Below are 19,255 nucleotides of genomic sequence, written 5' to 3'. Positions count from 1 at the left end.
GTGGCTTTTTTGCGTTTGGGCCTTTTAAAATAATAGATCATTAGCGTGAGACAGCCCTTAAGTGAGACGGGTTACTTATCGACTTTAGCACGTGCGCGTCTTACCCATTTCGCCCAAGACGCTGCATTTATGCGTCTCGGTTGCTGGCACGCCCATGTGTCCTCTTCGGGGATAATAAAGAGTCGCTCATTTCTAGGTGCTTAATTTCTCGTAAAGAGAGTCGATAAAGCCCGCTTGTGAAATAATTACACGAGCAAGGGGGAGCTATTGTGCATGGATGGTAAACATGTGTCCTATTCGTATGGTAGGCGGGCTTCCATTCAAGTAGGCAGGCCACCTGAGAGCTGTTCACTGGTAATGCCACTGTGTCTGCCCATCTTGATAATGCTTGATAAATTCTGGTCACAGTTCCAATCATACTACTTCGCAAGGAATCTCAATCGCGTGTGATCTGAATGGGTAACATGCTGCGTAAATAGAGGTATAATATTGGTCATGAACTGTCGTCTCGGATGTGGTGCTTGTTGTATAGCGCCTTCAATAACTAGTGCCATACCTGGAATGCCCCAAGGTAAACCCGCTGGTGTGCGTTGTATTCAGTTGAATGATGACAATCTTTGTAAAATTTTTGGCAAACCTGAACGCCCCGATCTATGTGATCGGTTTGCGGCAACAGAAGATGTTTGTGGTACGACTAATGAAGAGGCATTATGGTTGATCTCTTCACTCGAAGCAGCGACTCAGTCTTAAAAGGTTCACTATGCAGTTAACGCGTTATACAGATTTTGGTATTCGTACATTAATGTATTTAGCACTTTCTCCTGAAAGAGAGGCGTTGTTCAGAATTGCTGAGATCACTGAGGTGTTTGATCTGTCGCCCAATCATGTATCTAAAATTGTGCATCATTTGGGGAAAGAGGGTTACTTGCAAACCATTCGAGGTAAAAGTGGTGGATTCAGGCTTGGAATGGCGGCTGATCAGATCAATATAGGTCAGTTGGTTCGTATTTTAGAAAACTCATTAGCACCAATTGATTGCAGCAAACCTTACTGTCGTTTTACGCCTGCTTGCCAGTTAAAAGGCGTTCTTTCTGAGGCTGTCGATGCATATTTGGCGGTACTAGATCGCTATACATTGGCTGATATTGTCAGTAATCGCCAAGAACTCAAAGCATTGCTACCCGATCTTTCTATTCCGGTATTAGAGCTATAAGTTCACTCATTAACGTAGGTGTGTGGTAGTTGGGCTGTTTTTGGGCTCCTGTTGTGCAACACTATAGGGTAACAGAGAGGAGGTCCGCACTAGCGTTATCCCTTGTTCAGCTAGTCTTGGTAAATTCTCGTTGAGAAACCGTATTGTTTCTGGATAAGGGTGAGCTATTGCTACCACGCTTCCTTGAGCGTTAGCTAGCTGAATTAGCTGTTGGAATTGCTTTTCTAATGCAGCTTCAGTGACATCATTATCTAGAAATAGTTGTCGTTTAAGTAGCGGTATACCCAGCATATTAGCCGTGTCAGCAGCCTTGCTATATCGTGTTGTCATGCTATCGACAAAGTAACTGTCCTGCTGTTTCAAACTCTCCATTAACCACTGCATCGGCTCATCGAGTTGAGTAAGCAGGCTACCCATATGATTATTTACCCCTTTCGCGTAGGGGATGCTATCAAGTGCCTGATTAATTGTGTGCTTAAATTCTACTTCGCCCATTTGGTTCGTTAACCCGCCGGGTCCTAATACTTTGCCATTTAATGCCTGCATTGGAATGTGAAGCATTATTTCATGGCCACGTTTGTTGGCACTCATGGCTATGTTATGTCCAAGTGGCGTATGAGGTAACACCGATAAGGTGATTGTTGAGGGGAGGGTCAGTACGGCCTCATCGGTTTGACGATATCCGATATCGTCAATGATGATTGAAACTTGTGAGGCATTAACTGGACTGACAGAAAATAAGACGGCAAATAAAAGTAATAAGCGCACAGAATTTGGATTCACTAACTATTGGTTTTTATCCATGTAATAGCCGAGTTGATGATGTGATCTTGAGCTATATCTTCATGGGGCGACAGTTCAACGATTATAGGCATACTTTGTAGGTCAGTAACAGCTTCAGTTACTATCTTTATGTCTGGCTCTATACCAATACTATGGATATCTCGCCCTTTTGGGGTAGTGTAATGTGCGATGGTCAACTTTATTGCGTTACCGTCCATTAAGGTCGGGATTAAACTTTGCACCGTCCCTTTACCAAAACTCTGCTCACCAATTACCGTTGCGCGACCATTTTCCTGAAGGGCGGCAGCCAGTACTTCAGAGGCTGACGCCGACCCTTTGTTGATAAGCACTAATAATGGCAACTTGGAAAACAAGGTTTGTGGAGAAGCGAAGTAGTCGGAGTTGGCATCGAAGAAACGGCCACGGGTTGATACGATTCGCCCTTTAGCAAGAAAAAGGTCAGCGATTTTTATGGCTTGGTCTAATAGTCCTCCGGGATTATTACGCAGATCCAATATTAAACCATTCATGGGTTGTCCTTGCCATTGAGTGAGTTGATGAATCAGATCTTCATTGGAGTCCTCTTGAAAGCTTGAGAGCTTAATATAACCAATTCCATCACCAAGTAACTCAGCTCTGACAGAATTAACGTCGATAACACTCGGTTTAAGTGTTACATCAAACACCGCATCAGAGTTATGGTGAGTAAGTGACAAATTGATAGCGAGATTGTTTTGGCTATGAAATTTAATCTCTTTTAATACATTGTCGAGGTGATTAGCGCTAACAGACTCGTTGTTTACTTTGACTATTTTGTCGCCAGGTAGTATGCCCGCGTTGGCCGCTGGCGAGTGAGGGAAGGGACTGATAATGGTGACATAGTCTTGATCGGTCGCTATCTCAATGCCAAAGCCAAAATATTCGCCAGCGTTGGCATCTCGAATATCGGTGAAGGCATCTTTATCGAGAAAATTTGAATAGGGGTCGAGCTTAGCAAAAATGCCATCGATGGCGGCTTCGATTAACTCTTCCTGGCTTATTTTATCGACATAGTAGGTTTCAACGGTATTAATTACGTCGATGAGTAGTGGGTAACTGAGTTTAGAGTCGAAACGTTCTGCGTTCTCTTGTCCTGATAGAGTGATGGACAAACCTAGGGTTAATCCGAGGGCAATACAGGTGAGATAACGAATAATATTAGACATATACAACCCCTTTTAAACGGGGTTGTGGCTGTATTAACGTCTGCAGTATCTCGCAGGGTCGACAGCTTGCCCCTTGTGCCTTACCTCAAAGTATAGGCCAGGTTCTGTTTGTCCACCCGAGCGTCCGACCAGTGCGATGGTTTCGCTTTTTTTAACCGCATCGCCAGCACTCTTTAGCAATGTTTGGGCATGACCATAGAGGCTCATATAACCTTTACCATGATCGATCACCATTACCATGCCAAAGCCGCGTAACCAGTCAGCATAGATCACTTGTCCGTCAGCAATGCTATTGATGTTTTGTCCCTCTGGCGCAGAGAGCATGATGCCCTTCCACTTCACTTGTCCCGAACGTTGGCTGCCAAAGCCAGATTTAATGCGTCCTTTGGTGGGCCACCTCAAACCTTTATTGCTAACTAAGCCATTCATGGCTGGGCTATCTTGCATCGCCTTGAGCGCTTGTTCTACAACTCGCTTTAAGCTGGCCTCTTCAATTTGAAGTTGCTCTAGTTTTACTCCGTGGGAATTAAGCGTGCGCTTTAGCTGGGTTAAGGTTTGTTGCCGCTGTGCCTGCTCTTGGTTCAGTGCTTTTGCTTGTTGCTGCTGATTTAATACTAATTCATTGAGGCGATTCTTTTGCTGGCGCTGTGCTGTTTCAACGGAAACTAGTTCGGTTAAGGTTTTTTGCAGTTCATTAATAGAGGCCATACGCGCATTATTGAGGTATTGGTAGTAAGCCAATAGGCGTTCAATGGTTGCCGGGCTTTGTTGGTTGAGCAGCATTTTAGTGTAATCATGGTTGCCCGCTAGGTAGGCGCTAGCCAGTTGATTGGAGAGCGTGTCTTGCTGGGTCTTTTTGAGTTTGTCTAGTTCTGCTTTACGCTTATCAAGTTCTGTAAGCTTATTGTCAGTGGCGGTTAACGCTTGCTTGGTCTTGTTAACCTTCTTGGCAGCTTCTGCGATCGCTTGCTCATCTTTTTTTAGTAAACTGATGAGCCTTTCATGTTGTTTGTTGGTGTTTTTGAGTGTCGATTGCTGACTACTTATCTGCTTTTGCAGTGCTTCAAGCTCGGTTTGTCGCTGTTTTAGGTCTGATGCCTGAACAGTACAAGAGAGCATGATAAAGCCAGCAAAAATGCTGGCTTTATTAAAACAGTTTCGCAAAAGCAAAGAGGTATTACTCGCTTAACGTGATAATAGAGCGTCCAGTCATCTCTGACGGAACTGATTGTTCCATCAAGGTTAACATGGTTGGGGCTAAATCACTTAGTCTTCCGTTAGGTGATATTTCACCTTTACGGCCAACATAAATTAGCGGTACTAACTCACTGGTGTGTGCCGTATGCGCTTGGCCTGTTTGCTCGTCTGTCATCTGCTCTGCATTACCGTGATCGGCGGTGATCAAACACTCACCATCGACCTTAGCAAGAGCTTCTACAACGCGGCCAATACAGGTATCGACAGCCTCACAAGCCTTAACTGCCGCATCAAAGTTACCAGTGTGCCCGACCATGTCGCCGTTAGGGTAATTACAGATGATGACGTCATATTGGGTTGACTCAATCGCTGCGACTAACTTATCGGTTAACTCGGTAGAGCTCATCTCTGGTTGCAGATCATAAGTCGCTACTTTAGGCGATTGGATTAGGATCCGATCTTCGCCTTCGAAAGGCTCCTCTTTGCCACCATTAAAGAAGAAAGTGACGTGGGCATATTTTTCAGTTTCAGAGATACGTAACTGCGTTTTACCACTGTTTTGTAGCACTTCACCCAAGGTGTTAACTAAATCAACTGATGGATAAGCAATGCCGGCATTAATATCGCCAGCATATTCTGTCAGCATGACAAAGTTAATCTTAGGCGTGACTGCACGCTCAAAACCGTCGAAGTCAGGATTAACAAAGCTACGAGTGATTTGACGAGCGCGGTCAGCACGAAAGTTCATGAAGATTAGGCTGTCGTTATCATTAAGCGTTGCAACCTTACCATCAGCATCAGTAATAGCAGAGCTTGCGACAAACTCATCATTCTCATCACGTGCATAGGCGGCCTCCAGTGCATCAACAGCATCAGTATATTGATGTTGTGATTTACCTTCGGTGATCAGCTCATAGGCTTGAGATACGCGATCCCAGCGGTTGTCTCTGTCCATGGCGTAGTAACGGCCAATGATCGAGGCAACACGACCTGTGCCTAAAGCGGCAAAAACTTCATTGAAGTGTGCCAAGCTAGACTTTGCACTCCGAGGTGGTGTATCTCGCCCATCAAGGAAGGCATGCAGATAAACCTTCTTTGCACCACGTTTAACAGCCATTTTGCACATGGCTTCAATATGGCTTTCATGGCTATGAACACCACCAGGAGAGAGTAACCCCATGATGTGCACCGCGCCATTGACGGCAATGGCTTTATCAACGGCAGCGACTAATGCTGGGTTGGCATCAAATTCACCATCATCAATGGCTTTGCCGATGCGAGTTAACTCCTGGTAAACCACACGGCCAGAGCCGATATTGATGTGGCCAACTTCAGAGTTGCCCATTTGTCCATCGGGTAAACCTACGTCGAGGCCTGAGCCAGAAATCAAACTATTTGGATATTGTTGGTTGAGTCTATCGAGTACTGGGGTGTTGGCGTGATATACCGCATTGTTATGGGTATTCTCACGGTAACCCCAGCCATCGAGGATGAGCAATGCCAATGGGCGTTTGCGTGTCGTCATGGTGGTACCTTTAAGTTTAAAAACAAAGATTGAATTCTAAAATTGGTTAAATATTACTACGGACGCCCTAGATCAAAAAGCGATTTACACCGATAGAGGCCATCGACCTTGTCACATTTTAGACTGTTGCCAAATAAGCGGGACACTTAAGAGGCTAACAACTTGCTGCAATATGATGTCGCAATCGGTTATACTCTCTGCCCTGACAGTCTTTCAAGCCACAGAAGTAGGCCGTAAACTATGCAAGAATATATTGAATTTTTTAAAGCCAACCCAATGCTTAGCCTTGCTTGGATTGGTTTATTTGTTGCACTTATTGTAAGCGTTCTTAAGTCTAGTGTTTCTAAAATCAAAACCGTAGATCATCAACAAGCGACGTTGTTAATTAACAAGCAAGACGCCAAAGTGATTGATGTTCGCTCAAAAGAAGAGTTTAAAAAAGGTCATATTGTTGATGCTGTTAACGTTCCGTTATCAGAAATTAAAAATAATCAGGCATCAGCCCTTGAAAAGTATAAAGCCAGTCCCATTATAATGGTATGCAATGCTGGAATGACCTCGGCACAAGCAGCCCAGCTGATGGTAAAAGCAGGTTTTGAATCTGTTTATAATCTCAAAGGCGGTATGGGTGAGTGGCAACAAAGTAATTTACCTGTGGCTAAGGCCAAGCGCTAATTATACCCATTCAAAGATTGCTTTTTTAAGGCGTCTTTGAGTAGAGTGTCATCTCTTTAAAAAATGGCTTGAGCGATGCGTCCATCGTTCAAGAAAAAACTAAAACCGGGATGGTGGCTGAGATCTAGTTTAGGACTCGAGTAACAAAAGCCCTAAAGAAGATTCTCCCTTAGGGAGAGTCCAACAAATTATTAGGTAGGAAATTATGGCTGAAGTAGCAAATAACGAACAACAGGGTCCACAGTTCAACATTCAACGTGTTTACACTAAAGACATCTCTTTCGAAACGCCAAACAGCCCAGCTGTTTTCCAAAAAGAGTGGAACCCAGAAGTTAAGCTAGACCTTGACACTCGTAGCGCTAAGCTAGCTGACGATGTTTATGAAGTGGTACTTTCTCTAACTGTTACTGCTAAAAATGGCGAAGAAACAGCATTCCTATGTGAAGTACAACAAGCGGGTATCTTTGCGATTGGTGGTCTAACTGAACAGCAATTGGCTCACTCTTTAGGTGCATACTGCCCTAACGTTCTATTCCCATACGCTCGCGAAGCTGTGGGTAGCCTAGTTGCTCGTGGTACTTTCCCACAGCTAAACCTAGCACCAGTTAACTTTGACGCACTATTTGCACAGTACGTTCAACAGCGTCAAGCTGCAGCTGAAGCGGCCCCTGAGTCTGCTGAAGAAGCGAACGCTTAATCACGCATGAACAACACAGCCGATATTACGGTACTGGGGGCGGGCTCTTATGGCACCGCCCTTGCTATTTCTTTAGCCAGTAACGGTCATAAAACACTGCTTTGGGGCCACGAGCCCGAGCATATCGAGAACCTTAAGCGTGATCGATGTAATAGTGAGTTTTTACCCGGTATTGCACTGCCTGACTTACTCATTCCTGAAGCCTCTATTGCCACGGCGCTAGCGGCCTCTAACAATGTGTTAGTTGTCGTGCCAAGCCATGTGTTTGGTGTGGTACTAAAGCAGGCGAAACCGCTGCTACGCGACGACTCTCGTATCGTTTGGGCGACCAAAGGGTTAGAGCCAGAAACCGGCCGTTTGCTTCAAGAAGTGGCGCGAGAGGTGCTTGGTGACAAGTATCCACTAGCTGTGCTGTCTGGGCCAACCTTTGCTAAAGAGTTAGCGGCGGGGATGCCAACAGCCATTGCAGTAGCAGGAACCGATGAGCACTTTACTAAAGAGCTCGTAGAACTGCTGCACAGCCCTAAGCGCTTGCGTGTTTACGCAAACGATGACTTTACAGGTCTACAACTTGGTGGTGCTGTTAAAAACGTTATCGCGATTAGTGCGGGAATGTCTGACGGAATTGGCTTTGGTGCTAATGCTCGTACAGCGTTAATCACCCGTGGACTCGTTGAGTTGACGCGACTTGGCGAGGCCATTGGCGCGCAGCCATCAACCTTTATGGGGATGGCGGGTTTAGGTGACTTAGTGTTGACCTGTACTGACAATCAATCTCGTAATCGTCGCTTTGGTTTAGCACTTGGCCAAGGTCAAGATGTTGAAACTGCCCAGAAAGAGATTGGGCAAGTGGTTGAAGGTTATCGCAATACCAAAGAGGTCTATACCTTAGCTAAGCGACTTGGTGTCGAGATGCCGATCACAGAGCAGGTCTATCGGGTGCTTTATCAAGGTGGAACGCCTCATGAAGCGGCAAAAGCCCTGTTATCTCGAGATAAAAAATCTGAGACATCAGATAGCGACTCATAAGCGTATCGGTTTATGTGAATAGTAAAAAGGGTGCTAAAATAGCGCCCTTTTTGTATGTAAGGTAAAGGCAATTTCAGTGAAACATCATGACGTGATCATTATCGGAGCAGGTGCTGCGGGTCTTATGTGCGCCGCGACAGCGGGTTATCGAGGTCGTGATGTATTAGTGCTAGACAACGCTAAGCAAGCTGGGCGAAAAATTCTCATCAGCGGCGGTGGTCGTTGCAACTTTACCAACCAAAAAGTCGAACCGGCTAACTTTATTTGTGGCAACCCCCATTTTGTGAAATCGGCGTTAGCGCGCTACTCCTCGCAAGATTTTATCGAATTGGTCGAACGTCATGGTATTGAATATCATCAACGGGATCACGGCCAGCTGTTTTGTAATGACTCAGCTAAAGAGATTGTAACCATGCTGCTCACTGAATGTGAATGGGCGGGCGTCAGCGTTAAGCTGCGTACAGAGATAACCAATATAGCTAAAGTGGACAGTGGTCAGTTTTTACTGTCGACCTCAAATGGTGACTTAAGCTGTGAGTCATTGGTCATCGCAACCGGTGGCTTATCTATGCCCAAACTGGGTGCCACACCTTTTGGTTATCATGTTGCAGAACAGTTTGGCCTTAAGGTGTTACCTACCTATGCTGGATTGGTGCCCTTTACTTGGCACAGCGAACAAAAACAAAAGTTTGAGCCTCTGTCAGGGATAGCGGTACCGAGTACCATTACGGCGAAAGACGGCACCCAGTTTAGCGAGGCTTTACTGTTTACCCATCGTGGTTTATCTGGTCCTGCTGTGTTGCAAATATCTAACTACTGGCTACCCGGTGAAACCATTTCAATTAACCTGCTGCCAAATATGGATGCCAACGAAGCACTCGCTCAAGCATTGGCAAACCATCCTAAACAGAGTTTGCGTAACACCTTGAGTCAATGGCTACCTAAACGCTTGGTAGAGGTGTTATTTGAAGAGTCGCTACTGAATATGGCGCTTAATCAATTAGTCCACGCCCAGCGCGATCAAGTCATTGCCGATCTGCACGATTGGGAGCTGCTGATGAACGGTACCGAAGGTTATCGTACCGCTGAAGTGACTTTAGGCGGGGTTGATACCAACGAACTCTCTTCAAAAGATATGCAGAGCAAGAAGGTGCCAGGATTATTCTTTGCCGGTGAAGTGATGGACGTTAGCGGTTGGCTAGGAGGGTTCAACTTCCAGTGGGCTTGGGCATCAGGTGTCGCAGTAGGTCAAGCGGTTTAGTTTTGTCAGCGAAAGTACCCATACAATTTCAACTTACCAGAACAACTCAATGACAGAGCGTCACTCTGCCATTGAGTAATTACTCTGAACGCCTTTCAGCTCACAGATATTAATAGAAGTTCTCACTTAGCTTGATCCCCTTCACTCTCTGGTTTGTTATCGCTATGTTGTCTTGCTGCGCAGGCGTATAACTAGCGTTAGGTCATGGACGACAACAACAATAATTTACCTAAGGATGGCGTACTCTACCGCTCATTGTTGATGAGCAAATATGGGGACTAACGAATGTTTTTTATTCATATGATGTTGCTGTTGGCGGTGATCTTTGTTGGGATCCGTTATGGAGGAATAGCCTTTGGCCTGCTCGGTGGCTTAGGGGTATCCATTTTGGCGTTTGTGTTTGGCATCGCGCCAGGCTCACCGCCCATAAACGTGATGTTGATAATCTTGGCTGTGGTGGCGGCCTCGGCGACCTTGGAAGCCACTGGTGGCCTAAAGCTCTTGGTGCGTTATGCCGAGCGTTTACTGCGTAAGCACCCAGAGCAGATCGTATTTCTTGGCCCTTTGTGTACTTATTCGCTCACCGTATTAGTGGGGACCGGACACTCTGTGTACCCATTGCTGCCTGTTATTTATGATGTGGCATACAAAAAGGGAATTAGACCTGAGCGTCCATTGGCTATTGCCACTGTAGCCTCACAAATGGGGATCACAGCGAGTCCCATTGCGGCCGCTGCAGCGGTCGTCATTGCTACGGCTGTAGACAATCAACTCGATATTGGCCTTATCGATGTACTGATGGTGACGATTCCATCAACCTTGATTGGTGTATTGGTTGCTTGCCTATGGAGCCTTAAACGCGGTAAAGACTTAGATAATGACCCTGAATTCCAAGCGCGTCTGCAAGATCCAGAGTTTAAGGCGTCATTGCTCGACCCCGAAACCACCACTAGTGCAAGCGACAGTCAAGATTCTACGGCTAAGAAAGGCCTCATAGTGTTTTTATTGGGGATATTATCGGTCATCATTATAGCGTTATTCAGTAAACAGCTTTTACCTGAAGGGGTGAAAATGTCTGTGGCTATTCAGTTTATGATGCTGTCGGTGGGGGGGATTATTTTACTGGCGACCAATGTATCACCTAAAAAAATAGCTACAAGCAATGTGTTCACGGCAGGCATGACCGCTGTGATCATTATCTTTGGTATCGCGTGGATGAGTGACACCATTATCGGTCACCATAAATCGTATTTGGTTGAGTCGGTCAGTGATATTGTTGCTGTATATCCTTGGACATTTGCCATTGCGATGTTTGTGGTGTCGGTATTTTTGAAAAGCCAAGCTGCGGTGTTAACCATTATGCTGCCGTTAGGGTTTTCTCTGGGTATCCCGGCGCCTGTATTAATTGGCGTGCTGCCCGCTTGCTATGCTTACTTCTTCTTTCCATTTTATCCTAGTGACTTAGCGGCCATCAGCTTTGATCGCAGTGGTACGACACGTATTGGCAAGTATGTGTTAAACCATAGTTTTATACTGCCAGGTTTTATCGGGGTGACGACTGCAACCGTTGTGGGTTACTTTATATCAATAACCATTAATTGATGTCATAAACCTTGGTAGTCCTATGGTGCTACCAAGGTCCTCGTTGGGAGATTGTGTGCGGTTATTCTTTGTCGTGTTAATCGTCATGCTAAGCGGCTGTGCATCGTCGCCTCCTGTTGCTGACATGAAAAATGTTCAGCCTACTTCCGCTTCATCGCAACGTATTTCGGTACAAGAGTTTGAAACCAAGCTACTTAGCTTTTTTCAGCAATGGCAGGGCGTTCGCTATCGTTTAGGTGGCATGAGTCATCATGGGGTTGATTGTTCCGGGCTGGTGGTGCTGGCCTACAGCGAGATACTTGCTCTGCCGTTACCCCGCACCACGGAAGAGCTGGCAAAACTAGGGAAGCCAATTAGCAAAGCCAATTTACAAGCGGGAGATTTAGTCCTATTTAAAACGGGCTGGTCGACAAGGCACGTCGGAATTTATTTAAGTGATTCACGTTTTTTACATGCTTCAACGAGCCAAGGGGTAATGATATCTCGATTGGACAATCGTTATTGGCAGCAAAAGTATTGGCAATCGCGTCGACTATAAATTGCGCTGGATGAGTTCGGTCATCCAGTGCAACCGCTCATCTGTTATGTGTTTACGTCCAGCCTTTGTTGGAACCAGTTTCTGCTAAACTGATATTAAGACGTCATCAATTTGGAAACTGGGCGTAGATTGAGGGGTGCATGGAACAACTACCTGTAGTGCTTGTTGTTGATGGGGCGAGTGAAGCCTGTCATTCGGTGTGCCAGTTTTTGACCGGGCAATATCGTCTGCTGACTGCAGACACCGTTGAGCAGTGCCTCATTGCTGCCATGCAAAAACCTGAGTTAATTTTGTTAAACATGGCACTTCTTGATGACTCGGATATTAGTGTTTGGCAGCAGTTAAAGTCCAATCCTGAAACTCAAAATATCCCCGTTCTGGCACTGGTTAATGACGATGGCGAAGGGCTCACAATGCTGGATAGTGGTGCCGCAGACTTTGTCTGTAAACCTATTCAAGCGGTTATCCTTAAGGCACGCGTTGCTACCCATATTCAATTGCAGTCTCAGGGCAATAAACTTAATTTTCTTGCATTACATGACCAGCTAACGGGTTTGTATAATCGGCATTTTTTGGTGGAGCGCGCCCATCAAAGCTTGTCGAAAATACAGCGTCATCAAACGGCACTCTCTATTGTGTTGTTAGATTTAGATGGTTTCCGCCATATCAATGACTTTAATGGCCACCATGTCGGTGACTTGGTATTGCAAATCGTGTCAAAACTATTGCAAGAATCCTTTCGTAAAGAGGATGTGGTTGCCCGCATGGGGGGGGAGGAGTTTGTGATTCTAATGGAGTCGGGCATTGAGGAAGCGCTTGATAAAACTGAGTCCGTGCGCCAGTTATTACAGAACCTCAAACCAATGGGATTACCGCTAACGGGTAGCTTTGGCGTCGTCAATGTCAATGCCGATAATCTCGACTTCTCACACCTTATGTTACTGGCCGATGAGGCGGTTTATAAGGCTAAAGCTGACGGACGTAATTGCATCGTCTGCTATGATCAAGGGCATTACCTTTCACAAACCACCCACTAGCCATAAGCCGAAGCGAAGATCGGCTTGTTCCTCCCATTTAGCACTGTCTCAGTAAGCGTAAAATATGTTATTTTATGGCCACACTATGTGTTGGGCGTTCTGCCCACATTTTCCACTTTTACCTGTAGTAGATAAGGATTTATGGAATGGCAAAAGCAAAAATTGGCATTGTGACCGTCAGTGATAGAGCCAGTGCTGGCGTGTATGAAGATATTTCAGGCAAGGCTATTATTGATACGCTAAACCAGTATCTTACATCAGAGTGGGAGCCAGTGTATGAGGTGATTCCTGATGAAGCTGATGTCATTTCAGCGACCCTTATTAAGATGGCTGACGAGCAGGATTGCTGCTTGATTGTTACTACAGGTGGTACCGGACCAGCCAAGCGCGATGTGACCCCCGAGGCCACAGAAGCGGTATGCGACCGTATGATGCCTGGCTTTGGTGAGTTGATGCGCGCCGAGTCGTTAAAATTTGTGCCGACAGCGATTTTATCTCGCCAAACCGCGGGACTTCGTGGCGACTCACTTATCGTTAATTTACCAGGTAAGCCTAAGTCGATTCGTGAATGCCTCGATGCAGTATTCCCAGCTATCCCTTATTGCATAGACCTGATGGAAGGGCCCTTTCTAGAGTGCGACGAAGCGGTGATAAAGCCATTTAGACCTAAGGCAAAATAGCTTAAGAGGCTGTTGTGAATAACCTAGCGACATCAGTGGCTAGGTTTTGCTTTAAGGTGTTTACTCATAGAGGCTTTCAGTTGCGCCTCATTGTCTCGCTCCCTCTCACTTTTATGTTCTGCCATTGCATCTTCCACCAGTCGCTCACAGCGTACTCTCTCTGATTCTTGTTGTAATGGGTCAATAGCGCGATCGGTTTGCGCATCACATAGCGCACTGGCACAACCTGAAACTGTCGATACGAGTATCACCAGTCCTAGGGCTCGCTTGGTTTTAAAAAGTTGCTTGTTCACATGTTTACCTGACAGCATTTTAAAAAATGCCACTCTATCATAGAAATCAAAGCGCTTTGTGGCGATTAGGCTAATGACTGACATGAGTCGCGACTAATTTTCTCGTCGGATCAAGCTGTACATCCTGGCGATGCTTGCCTTCCACAACGGTTAAATAATAAAGACCTGTGGCTGGCGATTGAGGATATTTTGGCGATGGTGGCCGTTATATGCCTCTTCTAATAATCTGATGCGCACTATAGCCCGTAAACAATAGTAAGCTTGGTATCGCAATAAAATGTGCGAACAGATTGGGTTCAGTGCTGAAATGTAACCACAATAGTAGCGTCCAGCTACCCCCTAAGTAACAGAGGCTAAGTAGCAGGTGTAATCTTGGTTTATTCATTGACTATTTCCTTATCATTTACACTAAAGCCAGTATAAAAACTCGACAAATAGCGTGAAAGTGTCATTATTGACAAAATAAGGGTGATTAATGACAGTCTGTGGGGCGAAATGAAAACGGTTATGATTCTAGCGGCGGGTAATGTTGTGGCGGGTGGTATCGTTGGCTTTTTAGATGTATTCAGCTTTACTAACGCTTTATATCGCCGCCTTAATCCTGAGGTCACGCAAGATCTATTTCATTGCCATATTATCTCTGCTGACGGGCAAGCGATCACGACTAATCAAGGCTTCCAACTGCCTGCAATGGCCTTAAGTGATGCACAGTCAATAATGGCGGCAGATGCGGTGATATTGGCGTCCTCTTTTGTGACCAATAAAGCAGAATTTCAACTATATCAACAGGAGTTCGAAGGCCTGTTAAAGCCACTACAAGCCTATGCGAAAACAGGTAAACCCATTGCTGCCTATTGTTCTGCAACCTTAATGCTAGCAGCGTCAGGCTTGCTCGATGGCCGCCGTGCGACCACGGTTTGGTGGTTGTCTCAGATGTTTGAGCGCAATTTTGAACAGGTTAACCTTTGCATGGATGCATTGGTGGTGTCCGATGAGCAGTTTCATACCGCAGGGGCAACGACATCAAATTTTAGCTTGGCGTTACACTTAGTGGGCTTGCTGGCTGGGGAGGCGTTGGCGCAGCAGATGGCTAAGATATTACTTATCGATCCAAACCGCTGCTCGCAGCAACCCTTTATGACCATGGCCATTAATCCCGAGCAGCACAAGGATGAGTTGATCCACAAGATCCAGCAGTGGATGCACTCTAATCTTAACCACAATTGGGTTTTAGATGAGGTGGCCGATAAGTTTGCCGTGGGTAAGCGCACCTTAATCCGCCGTTTTAAGAAAGCACTAAATGAAACGCCCGCGAGCTATATGCAGAGGTTACGTGTTGATGAAGCCAAGCGCCTACTAGAAACCACTGAGTTGGCGCTAGAGCAGATTGTGATACGAGTGGGTTATGAAGATGTCAGCTCGTTTAGAAAACTGTTTATTCAGCTTACGAGTCTTTCACCTCGTGTCTATCGGCAAAAATTCAATACCCATACCTGCTGTTAGGCTGCAATTAGAGAGCATTGATCTGCTGCTTTAAGTCGTAACTGCTATCTGTCACGATTTTCTCTAGAGTTTGTACTCTTTCTTCTAGATGGCGGTTTTGTTTGCGAAGCAGTTCAAGTTCATCGAGTTTGATATCGGCCTTGGTGATTTTCTTCATTCTGAAGTAGTGTTTAAGGCCTTCGCTAATTGCTGTGCTGATGATAAGTGCCAGCATAATAACCATAACAATAATCTCTTTATCCATCATAAACACCTTATTAACTTTCTGTTTTAGCATTGTTTGCGTATTTATCGACAACCTTGCCAGTTGTCGCCCATATCAAGACACCGCCCCAAGCTATAAATGATAGCCCTGCTGGAATACACGCCAATAAAATGAGCTTAAAATGCTTGCGGTTAAACATCAGTGCGAGCATGGCAGGTAGAAACCAGATAATGAGCACTCCAACAGCTAGCAGAGCCATAAATGCATAGTTTTCTTGGGCTAAAATTTTATCTACAAACTCCATTTTCTCTCTCCTTTAAGTTAAGCCCGTCGCCATGAGTACGCCGGGCTTAACGGTTTCTATTTATAATCCGAAAACAATCTTTTCACTTTTCAGTGAACGCTCCATACCGAATGCCAGCACGATGGCAATGGCGACAGTGGTCGTGCTTGATAGTGCAAGTTGCAACATTGGGATCTCCTGGCCTTTGATAAAGGCTATAAGTGCCTGCATCTGTCCAGAGATTGGCAACCATTGCAGTGTATCTGGCGCAATGTTGTAACTCGCCGCCATCGACAGCATCATAGGAACAATCAGTACTATGGTGAGATATGACTGCGCCTCTTTAAAGGATTTAGCCATAAAGGAGACAAAAAGCTGCAGTGCTGCGGCCATTAATGATATTGGCAGGCCGATCACTAACATCAATGCGATAAAGTCTGGGGTAATATTGACGCTAAAACCAAGCTCCTGCCAAGGCACAAAGCCATAGGCGATTTTTGAGATCACTAAGGTTAAAATAAGCCCCACCATGGCAAAAATGGTGACTGCTGCAATTTTTGCCAGCACGATATCGCGGGTAGACACTGGATGACTAAGTAGCAAAGCCAGTGAATTGCGCTCGCGCTCACCTGCGCTGGTGTCTATAGCTAAGTTCATACCTGAGATAAATACCGCGTACACCATCATGAAAATGGCAACACCTAAGATCATACCGCCCTTAGAGTCAGAGGTGGCCTGATCTTCAACGACAACCTTTAGTGGCTGCACCACCTTAGGGTCGATACCGCGAGCGATAAGACGAAGGCTGCCCATTTCGGCGCTATAAACTTGCAAACTTTTCTCTAAACGTCTGATAGACGATTGCAGCTTTTCATTAGAGTTATCGGCGATAAGCGTGATCTCCGCCGGCAGGCTGTTAGCCATGTTGCTTGCGTAGTCTTCACTGATGATCAACTCTATCTGTTTACGGTCGGCATCATCGCCTTGGCTTATCTCATTGCTGGCAAGAAACTTAACCAAGTCAGGGGCTCGTTCGCTGTGGCTGATGGTGATGTTGAGTGCTTCAGGGCTAGTTATTTGGCCGATAAGTAGCATAAACATGCCACACATCATCAATGGGGCACCAATGGCATAGTAAAGGCCAGCCATGACCGAGCGCTTATCTCTGGCGGCATCGGTCAGCTCTTTTCTGACCATAGTGATTATTGTACTGATCATGCTGCAATTCCCTCGTCGGTGCCTATGAGTTCAATAAAGGCATCTTCCAATGATGTTTTCCCTGTCTGCTGACACAGCTGTTCTGGGCTACCTACGGCTACTACTTTACCTTCAGCCATGACAATCACTTGATCACACAATGCGGCCACCTCTTGCATCACATGGCTAGAAAACAGCACACAATGCCCCGCATCCTTGAGGTCTTTAAGTAGGTCGCGAAGCACTCGGGTGCTCATCACATCTAAACCTCGGGTTGGCTCGTCGAGAATGATATTGGTCGGTTCATGCACAATTGCCTGTGCCAGTGCCGTTTTCATCCGTTGTCCCTGAGAGAATCCTTTGCATTTACGATCAGCAATATCATTCATATGCAGTTTGCCCAGTACACTGGCTGCTGCGTTTTTGGCATCTTTACGGCTCAAGCCATTAAGCTCGGCAAAGTAGCTGATATATTCCCGCGGGGTTAAGCGCTCATACAGCCCAAATGGATCTGGGAATAGTCCCAGTTGTTGTTTAGCGGCGACCGGGTTTTGAGCGACATCAATGCCATCTATCTCAGCATGGCCATTATCTGGTTTGAGTAAGCCAAACACAGTACGTAAGCAGGTGGTTTTACCTGCACCATTGGGGCCTAGCAGACCTGTGATTTGCCCATCTAATGCCTCAAAGCTAAGGTCATTAAGTGCTTGGACGTCGCCAATACGTTTTGAAAGATTCGATACTTTAATCATGGTCCGCTCCTTGTGCGCTTGCTGGCACCGAGTCATCAGTTTTTTGGGGAATCGCCTCAACAGTACTGGCATTAAGGTAAAAGTTACGGCGAACATCTTTATTCAAACATTCGTCACTGAGCTCATCGACTTTACCTTGGCTAACAAGCTGCGCGATAAGGTCATTACCACAGCTTTGATAGGCCACACCATGAGTGGCATATGGGGCTACGAAATGTTTAGCATTGCTGAGTTTTTCCATTGCCATTTCGCCCCAGCTTGGTGGGGTGGCAGGGTCAAGCTCTCCCGACAACACTAAGGTTGGAATGGCACTATCGATAGGGGCTGAAAAATCACTGTCTACCGCTGGAATGTTCCAAATAGGGCAGCTTTGATCGAAGCCTTTTAACATCTCTCGGCCAAAATAGCCTTGCTCTGCCTGCTGGCGCTCTTCACTGCTGAAGCGTTGCCAGTCTTCTCCGCAAACTACAGCAGCATGCATACCCGCAGCGATACCTGTGCTGTTAATGGTGAGCGCGTAAAGCCCCATAATAGGTTGAAAATTATCTTGTGCGGCCTGATTAATGGCGTGTGGGATCAGGGCTCTGACATTTGGCATATAGAGCGCCATGCGCACCGCACCCATAAACTTGGCTTGGGTCATGGTGAGCAGAGTGGGCTCACTGGTAAGCGGATCTCGGGTTTGGCTAATCGCAGGGCCTTGGCTTAGTCTGTCATTAACCTGGGCAAAATCGGCTGCCAACTGCGGGAACTGCTGCTGACATAAGGTATTGTTTTGACAATCTTGTAGCAGTAGGTCAAGTGCGCGGCTTATGGCGTCACCTATGTGTAATACACTTTGCTGCATAGGCACTACGCCATCGATAGTGACGGTAGATAGAGCCTGTGGATACTGACGCATATAGAGTTGTGCCATACGTGAGCCATAGGAGATGCCATAAAGATGTAGTTTTTGATAACCTATGTGTTCACGCACCGCTTCAAAATCTTTGAGGGCTGTATTGCTACCATACTGGGTCACATCTGCGTCGATACCATCTAAGCATGCTTGGCTTTCTGCGCCGATATCGACATCACTATCGTTAATAGAGAGTGCTCCTTCAAACCCTTCTCCTGTGCACTCAAGTAGATTTGATTGGCCCGTACCACGTTGGTCGATGAGCAGAATATCTCTATGTTGACGCACTTTGCTGAAGATTTTATCGAAACCAGGGGCGTTTTCGATGGCCGATTGGCCTGGGCCACCCGCGATAGCCAGCAGGGCTTCGCTGGGGAAGCTAGGTTTAATCGCAGGCAATACCACATAGTGTACTTGAATCTGTTTGCCATCGGGCAGATTGTAGTTTTCTGGCACCGATACGCTGCCGCAGCGCAACCTATCTGAAAGCCCTTCTACATAACAAGATTCAGCCGTTGACGTGTTGTCTGTGTTGGCCCAAGTGGGCTGTGAGAATAGCAGCAAGCCAGCCGCAGCAGGGATCATTAGAGCGACTAGCTGTTTGAGGCTTATTTTGTTGCTTGGGTTATTGCCCATATGATTAACCTTTCCATGAAGCATGATACTTATTCCTTAGTTGAAA

The 19,255-nt window shown here is 46.0% G+C and carries 21 protein-coding genes; 11 read left to right on the top strand and 10 right to left on the bottom strand.

All coding sequences use genetic code 11. The features are described from left to right. Positions 1-495 precede the first annotated feature (495 nt). Positions 496-750, top strand: coding sequence for a YkgJ family cysteine cluster protein (locus tag BEL05_RS08715; RefSeq protein ID WP_028764338.1), 255 nt, complete (start codon positions 496-498; stop codon positions 748-750). A gap of 10 nt (positions 751-760) precedes the next feature. After that, on the top strand, positions 761-1,213 hold the full coding sequence (locus tag BEL05_RS08710; RefSeq protein ID WP_028764339.1) for an Rrf2 family transcriptional regulator: 453 nt from the start codon (positions 761-763) through the stop codon (positions 1,211-1,213). A gap of 9 nt (positions 1,214-1,222) precedes the next feature. On the opposite strand, the gene BEL05_RS08705 is transcribed toward BEL05_RS08710, so the two are convergent. Genes BEL05_RS08705 through gpmM form a run of 4 tightly spaced genes read right to left on the bottom strand, consistent with a single transcriptional unit; the run spans position 1,223 to position 5,923 of the window. After that, a complete protein-coding gene (locus BEL05_RS08705) occupies positions 1,223-1,981 on the bottom strand; it encodes a divergent polysaccharide deacetylase family protein (RefSeq protein WP_069670919.1) in 759 nt (252 codons plus the stop codon). 14 nt (positions 1,982-1,995) lie between these two features. After that, entirely contained in the window at positions 1,996-3,201 is a 1,206-nt protein-coding gene (locus tag BEL05_RS08700) for a S41 family peptidase (RefSeq protein WP_069670917.1), read from the bottom strand. A 33-nt stretch (positions 3,202-3,234) separates the two neighbouring features. After that, positions 3,235-4,320 (bottom strand): murein hydrolase activator EnvC family protein, encoded by a 1,086-nt coding sequence (locus tag BEL05_RS08695; RefSeq protein WP_083250328.1) that lies wholly within the window; start codon positions 4,318-4,320, stop codon positions 3,235-3,237. A 58-nt stretch (positions 4,321-4,378) separates the two neighbouring features. Next, on the bottom strand, positions 4,379-5,923 hold the full coding sequence (gpmM, locus tag BEL05_RS08690; RefSeq protein WP_069670916.1) for a 2,3-bisphosphoglycerate-independent phosphoglycerate mutase: 1,545 nt from the start codon (positions 5,921-5,923) through the stop codon (positions 4,379-4,381). 240 nt (positions 5,924-6,163) lie between these two features. Here gpmM and BEL05_RS08685 point away from each other — a divergent pair, with 240 nt between their 5' ends. The 8 genes from BEL05_RS08685 (at position 6,164) to mog (ending at position 13,442) form a co-directional block, all read left to right on the top strand. Further along, a complete protein-coding gene (locus tag BEL05_RS08685; RefSeq protein ID WP_028764344.1) occupies positions 6,164-6,598 on the top strand; it encodes a rhodanese-like domain-containing protein in 435 nt (144 codons plus the stop codon). Positions 6,599-6,803: 205 nt separating this feature from the next. Next, positions 6,804-7,295, top strand: a complete 492-nt coding sequence (secB, locus tag BEL05_RS08680) for a protein-export chaperone SecB (RefSeq protein WP_028764345.1) — start codon at positions 6,804-6,806, stop codon at positions 7,293-7,295. A 6-nt stretch (positions 7,296-7,301) separates the two neighbouring features. Further along, a complete protein-coding gene (gene gpsA / locus BEL05_RS08675) occupies positions 7,302-8,324 on the top strand; it encodes an NAD(P)H-dependent glycerol-3-phosphate dehydrogenase (RefSeq protein WP_069670915.1) in 1,023 nt (340 codons plus the stop codon). Between the two features lie 76 nt (positions 8,325-8,400). Next, positions 8,401-9,585 (top strand): BaiN/RdsA family NAD(P)/FAD-dependent oxidoreductase, encoded by a 1,185-nt coding sequence (locus BEL05_RS08670; protein WP_069670914.1) that lies wholly within the window; start codon positions 8,401-8,403, stop codon positions 9,583-9,585. Between the two features lie 285 nt (positions 9,586-9,870). Continuing rightward, the gene (locus tag BEL05_RS08665; RefSeq protein ID WP_028764348.1) at positions 9,871-11,187 is read left to right on the top strand and encodes an anaerobic C4-dicarboxylate transporter; all 1,317 of its coding nucleotides are present in this window, start codon (positions 9,871-9,873) and stop codon (positions 11,185-11,187) included. A gap of 22 nt (positions 11,188-11,209) precedes the next feature. Next, positions 11,210-11,725, top strand: a complete 516-nt coding sequence (locus tag BEL05_RS08660; RefSeq protein ID WP_069670913.1) for an NlpC/P60 family protein — start codon at positions 11,210-11,212, stop codon at positions 11,723-11,725. Between the two features lie 140 nt (positions 11,726-11,865). After that, positions 11,866-12,762, top strand: a complete 897-nt coding sequence (locus BEL05_RS08655; protein ID WP_069670912.1) for a GGDEF domain-containing response regulator — start codon at positions 11,866-11,868, stop codon at positions 12,760-12,762. A gap of 146 nt (positions 12,763-12,908) precedes the next feature. Continuing rightward, complete coding sequence (gene mog / locus BEL05_RS08650; RefSeq protein WP_069670911.1) at positions 12,909-13,442, top strand: molybdopterin adenylyltransferase; 534 nt, start codon at positions 12,909-12,911, stop codon at positions 13,440-13,442. 32 nt (positions 13,443-13,474) lie between these two features. On the opposite strand, the gene BEL05_RS08645 is transcribed toward mog, so the two are convergent. Next, positions 13,475-13,735 (bottom strand): hypothetical protein, encoded by a 261-nt coding sequence (locus BEL05_RS08645; RefSeq protein WP_139151853.1) that lies wholly within the window; start codon positions 13,733-13,735, stop codon positions 13,475-13,477. A 495-nt stretch (positions 13,736-14,230) separates the two neighbouring features. Here BEL05_RS08645 and BEL05_RS08640 point away from each other — a divergent pair, with 495 nt between their 5' ends. Further along, positions 14,231-15,238, top strand: a complete 1,008-nt coding sequence (locus BEL05_RS08640) for a GlxA family transcriptional regulator (RefSeq protein WP_069670910.1) — start codon at positions 14,231-14,233, stop codon at positions 15,236-15,238. Positions 15,239-15,245: 7 nt separating this feature from the next. Here BEL05_RS08640 and BEL05_RS08635 read toward each other — a convergent pair whose 3' ends face one another. From BEL05_RS08635 to BEL05_RS08615, 5 genes are read right to left on the bottom strand one after another with little or no spacing between them, the layout of a single operon-like run. Next, the gene (locus tag BEL05_RS08635) at positions 15,246-15,482 is read right to left on the bottom strand and encodes a hypothetical protein (RefSeq protein WP_069670909.1); all 237 of its coding nucleotides are present in this window, start codon (positions 15,480-15,482) and stop codon (positions 15,246-15,248) included. Positions 15,483-15,495: 13 nt separating this feature from the next. Next, the gene (locus tag BEL05_RS08630; protein WP_069670908.1) at positions 15,496-15,747 is read right to left on the bottom strand and encodes a superinfection immunity protein; all 252 of its coding nucleotides are present in this window, start codon (positions 15,745-15,747) and stop codon (positions 15,496-15,498) included. A 60-nt stretch (positions 15,748-15,807) separates the two neighbouring features. After that, the gene (locus BEL05_RS08625) at positions 15,808-16,941 is read right to left on the bottom strand and encodes an ABC transporter permease (protein ID WP_028764356.1); all 1,134 of its coding nucleotides are present in this window, start codon (positions 16,939-16,941) and stop codon (positions 15,808-15,810) included. Next, positions 16,941-17,675 (bottom strand): ABC transporter ATP-binding protein, encoded by a 735-nt coding sequence (locus BEL05_RS08620; protein WP_028764357.1) that lies wholly within the window; start codon positions 17,673-17,675, stop codon positions 16,941-16,943. Before BEL05_RS08620 ends, BEL05_RS08625 begins: the two co-directional genes overlap by 1 nt. Continuing rightward, complete coding sequence (locus tag BEL05_RS08615; RefSeq protein ID WP_069670907.1) at positions 17,668-19,233, bottom strand: alpha/beta hydrolase; 1,566 nt, start codon at positions 19,231-19,233, stop codon at positions 17,668-17,670. Before BEL05_RS08615 ends, BEL05_RS08620 begins: the two co-directional genes overlap by 8 nt. Between the last annotated feature and the right edge of the window lie 22 nt (positions 19,234-19,255).

This window comes from Shewanella colwelliana, assembly GCF_001735525.1.
In the GTDB taxonomy this organism is placed as follows: domain Bacteria; phylum Pseudomonadota; class Gammaproteobacteria; order Enterobacterales; family Shewanellaceae; genus Shewanella; species Shewanella colwelliana.
The sequence above is the reverse complement of the archived record's forward strand: the minus strand, read 5'-3'. Positions and strand labels throughout refer to the sequence as shown.

Coding starts and splice junctions, on each gene's coding strand:
- BEL05_RS08715 (WP_028764338.1), top strand. CDS start 496: ATGAACTGTCGTCTCGGATGTGGTGCTTGTTGTATAGCGCCTTCAATA.
- BEL05_RS08710 (WP_028764339.1), top strand. CDS start 761: ATGCAGTTAACGCGTTATACAGATTTTGGTATTCGTACATTAATGTAT.
- BEL05_RS08700 (WP_069670917.1), bottom strand. CDS start 3,201: ATGTCTAATATTATTCGTTATCTCACCTGTATTGCCCTCGGATTAACC.
- BEL05_RS08695 (WP_083250328.1), bottom strand. CDS start 4,320: ATGCTCTCTTGTACTGTTCAGGCATCAGACCTAAAACAGCGACAAACC.
- gpmM (WP_069670916.1), bottom strand. CDS start 5,923: ATGACGACACGCAAACGCCCATTGGCATTGCTCATCCTCGATGGCTGG.
- BEL05_RS08685 (WP_028764344.1), top strand. CDS start 6,164: ATGCAAGAATATATTGAATTTTTTAAAGCCAACCCAATGCTTAGCCTT.
- secB (WP_028764345.1), top strand. CDS start 6,804: ATGGCTGAAGTAGCAAATAACGAACAACAGGGTCCACAGTTCAACATT.
- gpsA (WP_069670915.1), top strand. CDS start 7,302: ATGAACAACACAGCCGATATTACGGTACTGGGGGCGGGCTCTTATGGC.
- BEL05_RS08665 (WP_028764348.1), top strand. CDS start 9,871: ATGTTTTTTATTCATATGATGTTGCTGTTGGCGGTGATCTTTGTTGGG.
- BEL05_RS08660 (WP_069670913.1), top strand. CDS start 11,210: ATGGTGCTACCAAGGTCCTCGTTGGGAGATTGTGTGCGGTTATTCTTT.
- BEL05_RS08655 (WP_069670912.1), top strand. CDS start 11,866: ATGGAACAACTACCTGTAGTGCTTGTTGTTGATGGGGCGAGTGAAGCC.
- mog (WP_069670911.1), top strand. CDS start 12,909: ATGGCAAAAGCAAAAATTGGCATTGTGACCGTCAGTGATAGAGCCAGT.
- BEL05_RS08640 (WP_069670910.1), top strand. CDS start 14,231: ATGAAAACGGTTATGATTCTAGCGGCGGGTAATGTTGTGGCGGGTGGT.
- BEL05_RS08635 (WP_069670909.1), bottom strand. CDS start 15,482: ATGGATAAAGAGATTATTGTTATGGTTATTATGCTGGCACTTATCATC.
- BEL05_RS08630 (WP_069670908.1), bottom strand. CDS start 15,747: ATGGAGTTTGTAGATAAAATTTTAGCCCAAGAAAACTATGCATTTATG.
- BEL05_RS08620 (WP_028764357.1), bottom strand. CDS start 17,675: ATGATTAAAGTATCGAATCTTTCAAAACGTATTGGCGACGTCCAAGCA.
- BEL05_RS08615 (WP_069670907.1), bottom strand. CDS start 19,233: ATGCTTCATGGAAAGGTTAATCATATGGGCAATAACCCAAGCAACAAA.